Origin of the sequence: Bifidobacterium saguini DSM 23967 (genome assembly GCF_000741715.1) — a bacterium.
In the GTDB taxonomy this organism is placed as follows: Bacteria; Actinomycetota; Actinomycetes; order Actinomycetales; family Bifidobacteriaceae; genus Bifidobacterium; species Bifidobacterium saguini.
Window position 1 is genome coordinate 68,632 of sequence record NZ_JGZN01000007.1, and the last position, 16,055, is coordinate 84,686.

The following is a 16,055-nucleotide window of genomic DNA, read 5'->3' on the forward strand; positions in this document are numbered from 1 at the left end:
CGTTATTCAACCTCACGGTAGATATCGCTAATGCGAGCAACTATGCGGTCGACTTCCTTATCCGGGTTCACGAACGCGGCAACACTCCATACGGTCATGACGTTCCAGCCCAAAGACATGAGGTTCTGCCCGCTGAGACGATGGCGACGGCGTGTGGACTGCACCGACATGAAGTTGGCGTCATCGGTTTCCACCGCAAGCGCAAATGGCTTGTCCTTCAATCCAACAACCAGCGGAATCTTGATGCCCTTATCGAAACCGTAGTTCACCGCCGCGTCGAGACCGCGAGCGCGCAAACGATCAGCAATATCGTTAAACAGCACATTGTCCCCAACGGCCGCACGCACCGGCAGCACCGGACGGTCATCCAGCTGGCTCACCCACGTCAGCACGGTCTTCAGGAATCTTGGCCCTGCCTGATGCAGACGCTCATCGTCCATATCTTCCGGACCGAAGGCAGACACGATATCGAGGTTGCGGTCCGCCAATGCCAGCGCGTCAAGCAGCATGCCACGGCCGCCATCATTTTCGAGCACGCCGAACTGCTGGAGCAAACGGCCATGCACAGTCTTGGCATAGCACATCGAAATAATCACGTCCGTGGCCTGAGTGCCGGCCACATCACGCAACGGCACCAAACGAACATGGCGCAGGAATCGACCCATTGGCTTGTTCTTGGAAGCCAAAGACTTCAATTCGGCACCCAACCGAGTGCGGAACACGTCGGTCAGCACCACAACGGCAAGGATATACCGCGATGGCACCACCGTGAAGCTGGCAGCACGTTCGGTAATGATACGGACTACTTCTTCGATTTCCTGCTGGCTGGATTCCACCAAACCGCTGGACATCACAGGAACACCGTTGGCTTCAATGCGATGGAATCGCACCACACCCGTAGCCGGCTCGGTAGCCACGTCATAACCGACCGGGCCATAGCCTTCGGATTCCAAGAATGCAGCCAAACGCGGAGCGCGGCAAGACGGCTGAGCCACCACCTCAACATGAGGCAGCATGCCGATGAGTTCCTTCATCGATTCGCTGGTCACCGTGGCACAATGCGCAATAACCACAACCTGACGCACACGGCTCAGAATCGAGAGCAGTTCAATCGACGGAATATGTGCGCACGCATCGACAATAGCCACATCGGCAAGTACACCAGGCTCAGTCAATGCAGCCAAAGTACCAGGAGCGGCAACGATAATCGGCTTTGCCGCCGCCAGAATCTCCGGGTGATCTCGGCGAATACGGCTCAACGTTACATTAGAGCGGCCAGCAAGCACCGTATGCAGCTGGTTTGCTTCCTGTGTGCGGGAGAACAGCATGTCGCACAGGCGACGCATCGATTCCTGAGCCACCATCGGGCCAACCGAACGCACATGTTCCACGTCGACCTGAATGAATCGGTCTGATGCGGTCTGCAGCGCGGAACCATCCTGATTGGAGATGATTGCCGAAGAGCGAACAATATCGTCAAACACCGTGGTCCACCATGCCAGCTGCAATTCACCACGCACCTGATCGACGCCCACATGGCGAATGGTCAGATCATTGACAAGTTCGGTCAAGCCCACTGCGGCGAGCTCCTGCTCTAAACGGCAGCGCTCAGGCAACGTGTCCAAGGCCTTGCGATCGTCCAGCAGCGCCTTAAGACGCTCTTCAACAGTATTGAAGTCCGCGGTCTCCAGGTTGCCACCGATAGGCGTAGTGGCCAGCACAGTATCCAAAGAGGTCATATTGCCAAGGAGACCATCAAGCGTGGTGATGATGTCGTCCAGCTTCGTGGGCAGCACCGGCCAGCCGCCATGAGGCACAAACTGACGCCACTGTTCACCTTGCTTGGCCACCACCTTCAAGGCTTCGTGCAAGTCTTCCACCTGTGCGCCAACGCGCAGCAGAGACTTGGCTTCCTTGATATGGCGACGGCGCTCCCAGAAGCCCATCGACGTGCCTTCGGCCTTACGCTGTGCCTTGGGCATGGTGGCCTCAATCATCGAATCGATGTCTCGTTCGAAGATTTCCGGCTGGAACACATCCAGCACACGCCTCAGGTTCTTCAGTACTGTGACCTGGCGTTCCCATTCACGCGTCGTAGTGGGAATGGGGAATCCACAGGTCTGCACGGTACGCGTCACCTGTTCACGAGTGGCCGGCAGGTAACGACGCAGCAAATCATCCACACGCTGATATGCATCAATGGCTTGATCCTCAGTGGTCAGATTAGCCTTGTACCAAGCAGTGTCCTTGGGGCCAATGGTGAACTCGCCGAGTTCTCCGGCACGTTCAAGCTTGCTGATCCATGCCTCCATATCGCCGCCAACGGTGAGCGCGCTTTGCTCGCGGAGCCTCACATGAGTGGCAGGATGGGTCGGCAGTACCGAAATACGAGCCAGATTCTGAATCGTCTCGTATGCGGAAACATTCCACTTCTCGTTCACACCGTGCAGATCGCCCAGATAACGAGTCAAACGCGAGCGCACACCCACAAGCTCATCCGCGAGCTGATCGAATCGCTGGGTGGCAACACCAGGCTGGAAGCCCACTGCTGAAATAAGCTGCTTATCGATCACGGCATTGGCATGCTCATCGGCAACATCAAGCAACTGAGCCTTAAGCTCATTTGCTGATGCCGCCTGCATAAAGCGACGCTTCTGCTCGGTGACGCCGGGCACATACAGCACGGAGCGACCGCTCATCAAGCAACGTGAGGCAATCGCCACAGACTGTTCCGCAGCACCCTTGGGGAAGGAACCATCAACCACGATGCTGTGGCCGGCCGCAGCCAGAGAAGCGGCATAGCGCACCGTATTATCCACATCGCCGACTTCGAACTCGGAATGCGGGTCAGAATCGAACGGACTGTACTGTGGTGGGTTCGTGTCCTTCAAGGATGTGCGAGCGCTCTCATCGCCAGCCAACGCATCAAGCAGTACGTTGCCGGTGGCGCCATTTTCCAGCTGATCGATAATCTGCTGGCTTTCGGCAACGATCAGCGCAGACGGATCCATAAAGCAACCAAGCACAACATGGCGTTCAATGGTGAAGTCAGGAATAAAATCATGCGCTTCAGCAATGATGCGAGCGAACAAAGCGGAGGTATCCGGCTTGCCATTCTCGTAGCTGGAGACGTCGAATAAGGAATCCTCATCCAAATACACGCGCTGTTCACGCAGCGCATTGACAAATGCACTGTTCAGTGTGGCGCGTCCGGCGAACTGAATGGTCGGCGCGGAACCTTCCTTTGGTACGAACACGGTTACCGGGTAGAGCAGCACCGGCAGCGCATTGCCTTTCCAAGTGGCCACGCCTACAGCTATGGACAGTTCCGCAACACCGGCGATACGGCGCTTGGCGGTCTGGTCGTCCAGCACGCGCGTGAGATGACGCTCTGCCGCCTTCAGCATGCCGGTATCACGGAACAGCGAATCAAGACGCACATGACCTGATGCGAAAAGCTGGGCGTTGCCGGAAGGATGAGCATGGGTCATATCCAGTTTGGCTACAAGCTGGTTTACATCCTCCAATGGCGAGGGAGCCAGCATGGCGCGGTAACGATCACGCCAGCCACGAATACGATTCAGGCCAAGCATCGCATTGGCCGTGTTCTGATCATGCTGATCTTGTGTTTGAGTCATCTCTCGGCTCACTTTCCAACCGCTTCGCGGTATTCCTGATAGCCCTTGTTGTGGGCCAGAGCTTCGTCAATATCGGCTTCGCCACGGGCGGCAAGCCAAGCGTACATATCGTCATACAGGTACGGGTTCATAGCCAGGAACACAAGCAGTTCCGGATGACGCGCGATTTCGAATTGCAGTGAGAAATCCTGCGTGGTTTTCGCATCATTGGAGTTCAATCCATCGACTTCAACCACTGGCTCTTGGGCTTTGAGCTCGCCTTTGGCCACGCGTTCGAACACCGATCCCGGTTCGAAGGCAGGGGTATAGGTGCCTGTGGCATCGCCATATTCCGTGGAATCAGTGGATACTGCTGCTGTGGAATCAGCTGAGCTTTCACCCTCAACTGGCTGTTCCTCCATCGGCACGAAAACCAATGACTGCGGAGCGGTTGCCTGCGATGGAGCGGTTTCAGCCGATTCGTCCGATTCAATATGCTGTGAATCCTGCTGCGAATCCTCGGACGGCGTATCAGATGTATCTTCGGCTGCGGATGCTTCAGGCTCGACCGTTTCAGGCTGAGCGTCATGCGGCTCGGTTTGCTCCGGCTGCTCAGCGGTGGCCGTTTGCAGTACTGGCTGTTCGGGTTCCGGCTGCGATTCAGCAGCATGCTCATCTGCCGGCGCTACAGATGCCTCGGAATCCGAGACCGGCTCAGCATGCGTTGTGCGCACGGGGTGGGCAATCGCGTCAACTGGCACCAGACCGGAAATCCGCACGCCGGGACGAAGCGTCGGTTTCGGTTGCGGCTGCTCCGGCAATGCTACGGCTTCCATTGCGGCCTTTGCCTTGCGCGCTTCTTCGTCTTCCTGTTGCTGAGCTTCTGCATCAGCAAACAGGTCTCGAGGCAAAGCCGGCTCTTCGGGCTTATGATTCAGCTGGACAATATTAAGGCTGCCTAGTTCAAGCTCATCAACCTTATGCTGAACACTGGCGGCGCTGAAGATGGCAGTAGGTTCGCCGGCACGCAAATCAAGAATATCGTCCACAGACATATCAGCGGCATCAGGTTCCTGCGGCGCATCAGACGCAGCGTATCCGAACAAATCTGGCACCGACTGGTTCTCATCACTGTCTTCGGGATTGTCGATGCGGATAAAATCGGCAGGGACATCGCCAAACTGCATGCGCATCGGAGATGCGGGCAGCAGAAAATCAGCGTTCGGCGGCAAACGCAGCAAATCGCCATTGTCTCGCACTACATAGGAGCCATTGGTGGAGCCAAGGTCGCGCACGCTGGCGGAACCGTTCTCCTTCACCGTGAGCAGAGCATGGCGTTTCGACATTGATTTGGTTTGATCGGCCACGTCCAAACGCTCATTTCCATCAGCAGCAAGCGGGCGCAGAGGCTTGCGGCCTATCTCCAAGCTATTGCCAGGTTTGACGCTGACCTGATCAACCCCATTGATCCGCACCGTCCACTCGCTCACCGTGACCGCCTTCCTAAACACACTACTGACCACATTACGTGCAATTGTGTCATCTTGTGCTGATTTTTCGCGAATTATCAGACGAAGAGTTGCCAAGTTTTCGTATTGCAGCGCCTCAACGCAATACAATACGCTGTGACACCCTTACTATGTGCAAGCTCAACCCGCATAAATACGGGAAACCCCGCAACCTAAGTGTTTAGGTGCGGGGTTCCTTAAGCTAAACGCTTGTGATGTGCGGCTTATGCCGCCAAAATCACTTGAGCTCGACGGTAGCGCCAGCCTCTTCCAGCTGGGACTTAGCCTTCTCAGCGTCTTCCTTCTTAGCCTTCTCGAGGATGGCCTTCGGAGCGCCGTCAACCATAGCCTTAGCCTCAGCCAGGCCAGCGTTGGTGATGGCCTTGACAGCCTTGATGACCTGGATCTTCTTGTCGCCGACAGCGGTCAGGACGACGTCGAACTCGGTCTTCTCTTCTTCCTCAGCGCCAGCGCCAGCAGCCGGAGCAGCAGCAACAGCAGCGACCGGAGCAGCAGCCTCGACGTCGAACTTCTCTTCGAAGGCCTTGACGAACTCGGAGAGCTCGACGAGGGTCATTTCACCAAAAGCTTCCAGGAGCTCTTCGTTGGTGTACTTAGCCATGATGGCTTCCTTTCATTCTGGCGGCGGTCTACGCGACTTGGTGGACGCACCGTCTCAATGTTTTGTTTGTTTTCCGAATTATTCATGCGGCAAGCCGCATGGAAATCAAGCTGCCTTTTCCTGCTTCTCGCGCAGAGCGTCGATCGTGCGCACAGCCTTGGTCGGCAGAGCGACGAACAGGTAAGCGGCCTTGGCAGTGGTAGCCTTGAGGTCGCCAGCGAACTTGGACAGGAGCTGCGGGCGAGACATCATGTCTGCCAGCTTCTTTGCACCCTCGCCGTCGTAGACGGTGCCATCGGCATAGCCGCCCGAGATAACGAGAGCCTTGTTGGTCTTGGCAAAATCACGCAGGACCTTCGCAGCCTCGATGAAGTCGCCCTTCACAAAGGTGATGGCGGTCGGGCCCTTGAGCAGGTCGTCAAGACCCTCAATGCCCGCTTCCTTGGCGGCGATGCGTGCCAGCGTGTTCTTAGCCACAGTGTAGGAAGTATCGCGGCCTAGCTTTTCGCGCAGTTCGGAAACCTGCGGAACGGTAAGCCCGCGGTACTCGGTCAGGTAGACAGCATCGGCGTTACGGAACTGTTCCGTAAGCTGTGCGACCACCGCTTCCTTTTCGGGCCTCTTCATGGCGTTCCTTCCTAAATCGGCCGTTGATTTGAAACCGGAACGCTTAAGCTGGGCAACAAAAAAGCCCTGCACGCAGGCAGAGCAACATAATCTCGTGAAGTGACTTGCACGAGCCCTTTACGGGCTTATATCTCTCAACCTGCGTTGGCTTGGCGAACCAAACTTCGGAAATGCACTCACGCGCACTTCAACCAACGGTCTGTGGTTTACGGTCTGCTAATTTACGTGCGGTTGGCGACAATCCGCACTTCGGCGTGTCGCAATAATGTAGCCTTTCCCCAAAAAATGTACGCTCATCGACCGTCAGTGTACATTTTTCAGAATCGATTACAGTGTGGCGGCGTATTGGGCCACCGAAGCAGTCACTTCCTTTAAATAGTCCAGCGAACGACGCCAATGACCCGGCACCTCAATCGAATGATTGGCATCCGGATACTCGTGCACATGCGGAGTCAGTGCGTTGGCGCGGATGCGATCATAGAAGGGATCGGCGGTACCGGCGCAAATCAGAGGCGCCGGGCCGTCGTATCGAGAACCACGAGCATGCGAGTCTCCGGCATGCTCGGAACGAATCACCTGAGCTGCCTCATCAACGCTGGGGGCCTCATCTTCTCCAACGATGTCATCACCTACCGCGGGAACCGGAATCACGCGCGCGGACGGATCGAAATCAGCGTGATGCAGCACTGGAGTCAACAGCACGAACGGCAACCCATAGTGGGAGGCTACATGCGGATAAGTCATCGTGGTAAGCGACTTGCCGATAAGCAGCAGTCGGTCAGCCTCCACCGAGTCAACCCAACCATCAATGGCATTATTCAGCACTGGAATCACGGTCGACAAATCATCCGAAGCATTGCGCACATTCATACGGTCGATGCGCCAACCATTCTCGGCCAAGGCCTGTGCAGACCAGTACAGCAGCGGACGGTCACAGTTGTAACCAGTGCCCGGCATCAACAGCACACGCCCATGCTCTTGACCGGGTTTCACTGTGTTCTTACGCCATGAAGTAATACTGACTTCCACCGGTGCCTTTGCCATCTTTCCCCGTTCCTTTATATCTACAACTGAACTGCCTTATGACTGCCTTCAGTGTAGTGCGCGCTTCGGCTGCACCCGCCTGCGAAATTCACGATATATGCACCGGTTATAATCAACGATGGTTCTGATTGGGTGGATGCACCATACGCGTGCGGCCAGGCCAATCAGGGCGAGTCGCAATTCTCGCCGGGGCAACCGGAGCGTATCAGCTCACGCGCCAAGCCCCGCACAACCCAAGGAAGTAGAGAGTAATGGAGAAGTTCTTCCATTTGAAGGAGAACAACACGACGGCTTCGACCGAAATCCTGGCCGGCCTGACCACGTTCTTCGCAATGGCGTACATCATCGTCGTCAACCCGCAGATTCTGTCCCAAACCGGTATGCCGTGGGGCGGCGTGTTCCTTGCCACCATCATCGCAGCCATCATCGGCACCCTCGTTATGGGTCTGTTCGCCAACGTGCCATACGCACAGGCAGCCGGCATGGGCCTCAACGCCTTCTTCACCTACACGGTGTGCTTCGGCCTGGGCTTCACCTGGCAGCAGACCATGTGCATGGTGTTCCTGTGCGGTTTGATCAACATCCTCATCACCGTTACCAAGATTCGTAAGATGATCATCATGGCCATCCCCGAGGTGCTGCAGCAGGCCATCGGCGGCGGCATCGGCCTGTTCGTGGCCTACGTGGGCATGCTGAACGTCGGCCTTATCAAGTTCACCCCGGGCGACCCGAAGGCTGCCGCCAAGGGTGGCGCCGTGGCTGCAACCCCGGGCCTCGCCACCTTCAACGATAAGGTGCTGTGGGTCTTCCTCATCGGCCTCGTGCTGGCCATCGTGTTCACCGTGATGAAGCTCAAGGGCGGCCTGCTGCTGGCCATCGCCATCACCACCGTGATCGGCATTCCGTTCGGCGTGACCAACTTCGGCTCCTCGGTCTCCATCTCCGAGACCTTCTCCCAGCTGCCGCAGACCTTCGGCGCCATCTTCACCGCCGACGGCTTCCCGGCACTGTTCTCCGACCCGGCCAAGCTGCCGCTGGTCATCGTGACTATCTTCGCCTTCTCCATGTCTGATACGTTCGACACCCTCGGCACCTTCATCGGCACCGGCCGCCGCACCGGCATCTTCTCCGCCGCTGACGAAGAGGCTCTGGAAAACGGCCACGGCTTCTCCTCCAAGATGGATAAGGCCCTGTTCGCCGACTCCATCGCCACCTCCATCGGCGCTATCTGCGGTACTTCCAACACCACAACCTACGTGGAATCCTCCGCTGGTATCGCCGCAGGCGGCCGCACTGGTCTGACCTCTGTGGTCGTGGCCATCTGCTTCGCCCTGTCCGCCTTCCTGGCTCCGGTGATCTCCGCTGTGCCGTCCGCGGCCACCGCAGGTGTGCTGGTGATTGTGGGCTGCATGATGGCTGCATCGTTGAAGGAAATCGATTGGGCCAACATCGATGACGCTATCCCGGCGTTCTTCGCCGCCGTGTTCATGGCCTTCTCCTACTCCATCTCCTACGGCATCGCCGGTGGCTTCATCATGTACTGCATCGTGAAGACCTGCAAAGGCAAGGCCAAGGAAGTGCACCCGATCCTGTGGATCGTCTCCGCACTGTTCATCCTGGACTTCGTCTGCATGGCGATTCTGTAATCGTTTGATTCAGTAATAAGAAATCCCCGTAAGCAATCGCTTACGGGGATTTCTTATTACGATAACTCCATCCAAGTAACGGGAAGGTCCCGCATGAAAACCATACGGGACCTTCTCATCAGTGGAAAACCACATAGCGGTTTCGCCTCACAAAGCACATGCTGGCACAACAGCGAGGCGAAACCAGTCGATCAGTCCAGCAAGAACGGACCGCCTGACGGCGGGCTAACCCACCCTCTCTCGGCTACCTCCTCGCTCGGGCCGATCCTACGAACAGCCCACCGGGCTGTTCGCTTCACGGATCAGCCGAAGCGGCCGGAGATGTAGCGCTCGGCTTCGGCGTTCTGCGGGTTGTTGAACATCGTGGTGGTGTCCGCGAAGTACTCGAGGTGGCCAGGCTGACCAACGGCCTTCAGGTTGAAGAAGGCGGTGTAGTCGGCGATACGGGCTGCCTGCTGCATGTTGTGGGTCACGATCACGATGGTGTAATCGTCCTTGAGCTCGTTGATCAGATCCTCAACGGCCAAGGTGGAGATCGGGTCGAGAGCGGAGCACGGCTCATCCATCAGCACGACCTGCGGGTGCACGGCCACAGCGCGAGCGATGCACAGACGCTGCTGCTGGCCACCGGAAAGGCCGATACCAGGGTTGTCCAGACGATCCTTGACCTCGTTCCAGAGGTTGGCGCCGCGCAAAGCCCACTCAACCAAATCATCGGCGTCGGACTTGCTGATGTGCTTGTTGTTCAGGCGCACACCGGCGAGCACGTTCTCGCGGATGGACATGGTCGGGAACGGGTTCGGGCGCTGGAAGACCATGCCGACGTCACGGCGGACGGACACAGGATCCACGTCCTTGTCATACAGGTTCTTGCCCTCGAGCAGCACCTCGCCCTCGACGTGAGCGCCGGGGATGAGCTCATGCATGCGGTCGAGCGTGCGCAGCACGGTGGACTTGCCACAGCCGGATGGGCCGATGAAGGCGGTGACCTTGTTGGCCTCGATGTTGATGTTCACATCTTCCACAGCAAGGAAGTCGCCGTAGTAGATGTTCTCGTGGTTGACGTCAATACGTTGTCCCATGATGTTTCCTTTATTTCTTGACTTTCCAGTACGGCTTAGCGCTCGGTCTTGACGGCGAAGATCTTAGCCACCAGACGACCGATGAGGTTGAGCACGAGCACCACGACGATCAGCACGAGAGCTGCAGCCCAAGCACGTTCCATCGGGATGGTAGGCACGCAAGCTGCGGTGGCGTTGGCCGGGCAGTTGGCGGAGAGCTTGGAGTACTCCTGGTAGACGTACACCGGCAGCGTGGTCATCTGGCCTGCGAACAGGTTGAAGTTGGTGCTGGCGATGTAGCCGGCGGTCATCAGCAATGGTGCGGTCTCACCAATCACACGAGCGATGGCGAGAATGCAGCCGGAGACAATGCCCGGCAATGCGGTACGCAGCACAATCTTGGTGATGGTGCGCTGCTTGGTGACGCCCAGTGCCAAAGAAGCTTCGCGAAGATCGTTCGGAACAATCTTGAGCATCTCTTCACAGGACTTCACCACGGTTGGCAGCATCAGCAGGGACAATGCCACGGAACCTTCGAAACCATTGATGGTACCTGGTCCGAACACGATGGTGAACATCGAGAATGCAAACAAACCAGCGACGATGGAAGGAATACCACTCATCACATCGACCAGCAGGGAGACGGTCATGGCGAGCTTTCCACCGTGAGCGTACTCGACGAGGTACACAGCGCACATGATGCCGATCGGGATGGAGATGAGCATTGCGCCACCGGTGATCTCCAGCGTACCGATGATGGCGTGCAGCACACCACCGTAGCCGCCGGACGGGGTCGGGTTGCCGCCGACCACACCAGTCATGTTGTAGGTCAGGAAGTTCAGGTTCAGACGCTTAAAACCATTGACAATGGTGGTCCACAGCACAGAAACCAGCGGGATACAGGCGATTACGAAGGCCAGTGCGATAAGGCCGGACATAAAGATGTCCTTGCCCTTGCGGTATTGCTCGGAAGAGCGTGTGGGGCGGAACTTATCGAAGTCGATGACGGGTGCGCCGTCAAGATTCTTCTTCTTGGTTTCTTCAGCCATCAGGCACCCGCTTTCTCAGTGATCTTACGAGCAACGAAGTTCACAATGAAGGTGATGAGGAACAGAATCAGACCGGTTCCAATCAGCACGGACACACCAAGATCATTGGCTTCAGGGTACTGGGCGGCAATGTTGGATGCGATGGCGTTGCTCTGAGAGGCCTGCAGAATCTTGATGGAGTAGCCGGTAACGCTCGGGGAAAGAATCATCAACACAGCCATCGTCTCACCAAGTGCACGGCCGAGAGCCAGCATGGATGCGGACACAATGCCGGAGCGTCCGAACGGGATAACAGCGAGCTTAATCATCTCCCACTTGGTGGCGCCCAAGCCGTAGGCGGCTTCCTGCTGAAGGGTCGGAGTCTGCAGGAAGATATCACGCGACATAGAGGTGATGATCGGCAGCACCATGACGGCGAGCACCACAGCCACGGTGGCGACGGTACGCTGCGGGTTGGCAGCCGGACCTGCGAACAGCGGGAACCAACCGAGGTGGTTAGCCACCCAGTTCCAGAACGGATAGATTGCAGGCACCAGAATCAAGCCGCCCCACAGACCGTAGATAACGGAAGGAATTGCGGCGAGCAGATCGATGACGTAGCTCAGACCGGTAGCGACCTTCTTCGGTGCGTAGTGGGAGATGAACAAGGCGATGCCGATGGACACGAAGAATGCAATGATCAGAGCCAAGATGGAGATAAGCACAGTACCGAACAGCAGCGGCAGCACATAGCCCCAGAAGTTGGAGACCTTGCCACCGGTAAAGCTGGAGATAACGTCGCTGTTGGCCTTCTGATCACCGCCGATAAGCGGCCAGGCACGGAAGAAGAGGAAGAGGAACACGGCAGCAAGCACTACAAGGATCAGAATGCCGCAGGCGTATGCCACACCACGGAACACCTTGTCGGCGGTTTTGCCGCCCGATGGTGCGAGAGCCGTTTTGTCTTGCGAACTCACGGGTTCTCCTTAACGAGGATATTGGTAAGGATGTAAGGATTGGTGGTCAAAAAGCCTGCAAAACCGTATGCCCCTTGACCCACTTTGAGCCGCAGCCGTATTGCTTACGACTGCGGCTCAAAGTTCAGACCAAAATGGTCTTTTTCAGTTATCAGTTATCGGAACCAAACTAGTGATTCATGCGGTTTTCTTGGAACCGTCTGCTCACTTGGTCTTGATGGCTTCGATGGACTTGGAAATCTGGGAGGTCAGGCTGGACGGCAGCGGAGCGGAGCCGGCAGCATCCTGAGCGGCCTTCTGGCCTTCATCGGAGGTGACGTAGGTCAGCCAAGCCTTGGCGAACTCAGCCTGCTTGGTGTCCTTGTATGCCGGGCAGACGATGTCGTAGGAGACCAGAACGATCGGGTAAGCACCCTTGGCTTCGGTGGCGTGGTTGATCTTGACGACCACACGGTTCTCGCCCTTGGCGGTGTCGTCGAGCTTGGAGTCTTCGATGACCTTGGAGCCAGCCTCAGCGGAAATCTCGTTGTAGGAGTCGCCAACCTTGATGGCAGCGGTGCCGAGATCGCCAACCTGGGAGAAGTCAGCGTAACCGATGGTGCCATCAGCCTGCTTGACGGTGGAGATCACGCCGGAAGTACCCTTAGCACCCTGGCCAACCTCGTTCGGCCAGTTCTCGGAGAGGTCGTAGGTCCAAGCGTCAGGAGCCTGATCCTTGAAGTAGGAGACGAAGTTCTGGGTGGTGCCGGACTTATCGGAACGGTGAACCACAGTGATCGGGGTGCTCGGCAGCTTCAGATCCTTGTTCTGATCCTGAATGGCCGGGTCGTTCCAAGTGGTGATCTTGCCGTCGAAGATCTTGGCGGCTGTGGTGGCATCAAGGTTGATGTGCTTGCCAGCGTCGGAGACGCCCTTCAGGTTGAAGACGATGGCGATCGGGGAGATGTAAACCGGCACATCGAAGGCCTGGCCGGAAGCGCAGACGGCCTTGGACTTGGCGATGTCATCATCAGAGAGAGCCTTATCGGAGCCAGCCCAAGCGGTAGCACCGGTCAGGAAGGTGGTCACACCAGCGCCGGAACCAGTCGGGTTGTAAGCAATCTTGGCATTCGGGTTGGTGCCCTGGAAGCCGGCGATCCAAGCCTCAACAGCAGCCTGCTGGGAGGTAGCGCCAGCGCCCTGGAAGTCGCCGGAAATCGGAGTGGACTTAGAAGTGGACTCGTTAGAAGAGTCGGTAGTGGAAGCAGTGTTATCGCCGCAGGCAGCGACAGTGGCGAGCATCGCGATGCCGGACAGGGCGGCAAGGGAGCGAACGAAAATGTTCTTCTGCATAATTGTTTCTTATTCCCTCTATCAATAAATCTCGGGCGTTATACAGGTCAGTGCACAAGGCCCGGTCATTTCGTGACAACTACAAGCCTATTGGCGCTTGAGAGGGCTCTACACCGAAATCAGTAAACAGAAGATGAACACTTGCTGATATGTGAAACTACGTAAATACTACGTAGTTTGCCATCGTTCTAGCCGACACAACGAAACGGTACTGTTTTCGATATGAAAAAGCGGCCGCAGTGGGCCGCTGAGTTCTCGTTTCGGTTGCAATCCTTGGCTTGCCGGTTTATTCCGCAGGGGTATCGATTTTATAGCCGAGGCCACGCACCGTGGTCAGGTACTTGGGGTGGGCAGGGTCTTCTTCGATCTTGGAGCGTACGCGCTTCACATGTACGTCCAGGGTCTTCGTATCCCCCACATAATCTGAACCCCAAATACGGTCGATGAGCTGATGACGAGTCATCACACGACCCTTGTTCTGCATCAGATATTCCAGCAGCTCGAATTCCTTCAGCGGGAAGAAAACAGTTTCGCCGCGCACCGTGACCTGATGCTGGCCTACCTGCATGGAAATGTCGCCGCACACCAGCGGAATATCATCATCTACCGAACCAGCTGCCTGCGCGGTGGCCTGGTTGCGGCGCAGCACGGCACGAATGCGAGCCAGCAGCTCACGGAAGGAGTACGGCTTGGTGACGTAATCATCGGCGCCGATTTCCAGACCAACAACCTTATCGATTTCAGCGCTTTTGGCGGTGAGCATGATAATCGGCACACGACTTTGCTCACGAATGCGGCGGCACAAAGCTGTGCCGTCAATGCCCGGCAGCATCAAATCAAGAAGCACCAGATCAATGCCGCCTTTGGTGAAAAGTTCCAAGCCTTCTTCGCCGGTGGCTGCAGCAGACACGTCATACCCCTCGCGTGTAAGTTGGTAGACCAGTGGTTCGCGATAGGATTCCTCGTCTTCGACGATAAGAATACGTGTCATAGTTGCCTTTCTCGGGTAGGTGCCCGTTCGAGTCGGCGCAAAAATCTCAGATACCATCGTAACCATCTATTCCCTGTTAGCCTGCTGTTTGCCTAAAGTACGTAATTTATAGGTTTGCGCTACGCACGGGGCACAATGGCGCAAACACCAATCATCACAGTCGATTGCATGCCTGCCAGTACCCCAGGCAATGTTCATCGAAATGATCAGTTGCTATTCACTATGTGACTCGGATGTGCCGCTCTCCGGCGCGGCAGGCAGTTCGATAGTAAAGGTTGAACCTTCGCCTTGGCGCGACCATACCGAGATACGCCCGCCGTTCTCCTGCACACAATGTTTGGTGATGGCAAGCCCCAGACCCGAACCACCGGTTTGGCGCGAACGCGCAGGATCGACGCGGTAGAAGCGCTCGAAAATACGATCCAATGATTCTTCGGGAATGCCAATGCCCTGATCGACCACACGAATGGTGACTTTGCCGTCTCGCTGCCCCACGTCAACCGCCACAGTGGTGTGCTCGGGAGAATAATGGATGGCGTTTTCCACCAGATTCTTTACCGCGGTTTGCATGGCATCGGCATCAGCCAGAATTGTCAGATTCTTAGCGTGCTCCGCATCTTCAGGCGTCTCATCGCTGGAGTCGATAGGCTCGGGTTTACCGTTTGCGTTCAAGCGAATCTCAACATGATGAGCTTCAGCTTGCACTTGGTTGTCAGCGATGGCCGCACGCGCCACAGCCAGGGCGGAAATACGCTTGGCGTTCACCTCACCTTGAGAACTCTGTGCTCTCTGCAAATCAATCAGATGATGCACTAATTCGGTAAGGCGCGCGGATTCCTTGGAAATGCGTCCGGAGAAGTAACGCACCGCATCCGGGTCATCAGCCGCATCGGTAATGGTTTCAGCCAACAGTGAGATAGCGCCAGCCGGAGTTTTCAGCTCATGGGACACATTGGTCACAAAGTCACGGCGAACCGCTTCAAAACGGCGTTGCTCGGACATATCACTGATGAAAATGGCGTACAGATCATCACCAATATCGCCAATACGCACACGCAGGTACAAGGTATTAGATGGTCTCAACTGACCGGCTTCAATACCTTTTCCGGTCAGCGAGGGGAACGGGCCACGATTCAAAGGCAGCTGAACTTCACGTTCGCGAACACCGCCATCGGACGCGGCTTGGGTAAGAATATCCTCAACTTCGCGCGAATTAATGCGTTTGCCGGATACAAGCCCAAACGGCACCGAGCCTGGGCTGGCATAGTGCACGAGACCATTGCGGTTCGTGACAATAACCGCCTCGGGCAGCACTTCAATCAGGCGACGTTCGGTAGGCCGCACGGGAATGTCATCGCCAAACAACGATTTGGCGTCCTCATCCGCGGCCATAGCCTCCTGCGCTGCCACGCGACCGGCTGCGCGCCCTTTGCCGTATGCGATGACGATGGCCCACGCTAACGCCAGCGCAACAAGCGCCACAACAATGATGATCTGCCAGACATTCATGGTTTCTAGAGTAAAACGAGGTAGGCGTAGCTTGCCATGCAAACTACGTAAGTTCGCCTATTGTTCATTTGCCGCTCGGCTCAATTGCCGATG

General features: G+C 56.6%; 12 protein-coding genes. 1 reads left to right on the top strand and 11 read right to left on the bottom strand.

Annotation, left to right across the window (positions count from 1 at the left end; all coding sequences use genetic code 11):
• Positions 1–2: 2 nt before the first annotated feature.
• From BISA_RS04860 to BISA_RS04880, 5 genes are all read right to left on the bottom strand, one after another.
• Positions 3–3,638 (bottom strand): helicase, encoded by a 3,636-nt coding sequence (locus BISA_RS04860; protein ID WP_033890553.1) that lies wholly within the window; start codon positions 3,636–3,638, stop codon positions 3–5.
• A gap of 8 nt (positions 3,639–3,646) precedes the next feature.
• A complete protein-coding gene (locus tag BISA_RS04865; protein ID WP_033890554.1) occupies positions 3,647–5,107 on the bottom strand; it encodes an FHA domain-containing protein in 1,461 nt (486 codons plus the stop codon).
• A 256-nt stretch (positions 5,108–5,363) separates the two neighbouring features.
• Complete coding sequence (rplL, locus tag BISA_RS04870) at positions 5,364–5,747, bottom strand: 50S ribosomal protein L7/L12 (RefSeq protein WP_033890555.1); 384 nt, start codon at positions 5,745–5,747, stop codon at positions 5,364–5,366.
• 105 nt (positions 5,748–5,852) lie between these two features.
• Positions 5,853–6,374 carry a 50S ribosomal protein L10 gene (rplJ, locus tag BISA_RS04875; RefSeq protein WP_033890556.1) on the bottom strand — a complete coding sequence of 174 codons (522 nt, stop codon included), beginning with the start codon at positions 6,372–6,374 and terminating at the stop codon, positions 5,853–5,855.
• A 327-nt stretch (positions 6,375–6,701) separates the two neighbouring features.
• The gene (locus BISA_RS04880) at positions 6,702–7,418 is read right to left on the bottom strand and encodes a hypothetical protein (protein ID WP_033890557.1); all 717 of its coding nucleotides are present in this window, start codon (positions 7,416–7,418) and stop codon (positions 6,702–6,704) included.
• 251 nt (positions 7,419–7,669) lie between these two features.
• Between BISA_RS04880 and BISA_RS04885 the strand changes: the two genes are divergently transcribed.
• A complete protein-coding gene (locus BISA_RS04885) occupies positions 7,670–9,064 on the top strand; it encodes an NCS2 family permease (protein ID WP_033890558.1) in 1,395 nt (464 codons plus the stop codon).
• A 302-nt stretch (positions 9,065–9,366) separates the two neighbouring features.
• Here the strand turns inward: BISA_RS04885 and pstB are convergent, their stop codons facing one another.
• From pstB to BISA_RS04915, 6 genes are all read right to left on the bottom strand, one after another.
• The gene (gene pstB / locus BISA_RS04890; protein WP_033890559.1) at positions 9,367–10,146 is read right to left on the bottom strand and encodes a phosphate ABC transporter ATP-binding protein PstB; all 780 of its coding nucleotides are present in this window, start codon (positions 10,144–10,146) and stop codon (positions 9,367–9,369) included.
• A gap of 35 nt (positions 10,147–10,181) precedes the next feature.
• A complete protein-coding gene (gene pstA, locus BISA_RS04895) occupies positions 10,182–11,174 on the bottom strand; it encodes a phosphate ABC transporter permease PstA (protein WP_033890562.1) in 993 nt (330 codons plus the stop codon).
• Positions 11,174–12,130: a phosphate ABC transporter permease subunit PstC gene (pstC, locus tag BISA_RS04900; protein ID WP_033890563.1), complete on the bottom strand. Its 957-nt coding sequence runs from the start codon at positions 12,128–12,130 to the stop codon at positions 11,174–11,176. The genes pstA and pstC overlap by 1 nt, the downstream gene beginning before the upstream one ends.
• Positions 12,131–12,334: 204 nt before the next feature.
• The gene (gene pstS / locus BISA_RS04905) at positions 12,335–13,462 is read right to left on the bottom strand and encodes a phosphate ABC transporter substrate-binding protein PstS (protein ID WP_033890564.1); all 1,128 of its coding nucleotides are present in this window, start codon (positions 13,460–13,462) and stop codon (positions 12,335–12,337) included.
• A gap of 286 nt (positions 13,463–13,748) precedes the next feature.
• Positions 13,749–14,453: a response regulator transcription factor gene (locus BISA_RS04910; protein ID WP_033890565.1), complete on the bottom strand. Its 705-nt coding sequence runs from the start codon at positions 14,451–14,453 to the stop codon at positions 13,749–13,751.
• Between the two features lie 213 nt (positions 14,454–14,666).
• A complete protein-coding gene (locus BISA_RS04915; protein WP_033890566.1) occupies positions 14,667–15,962 on the bottom strand; it encodes a sensor histidine kinase in 1,296 nt (431 codons plus the stop codon).
• Positions 15,963–16,055: the final 93 nt, after the last annotated feature.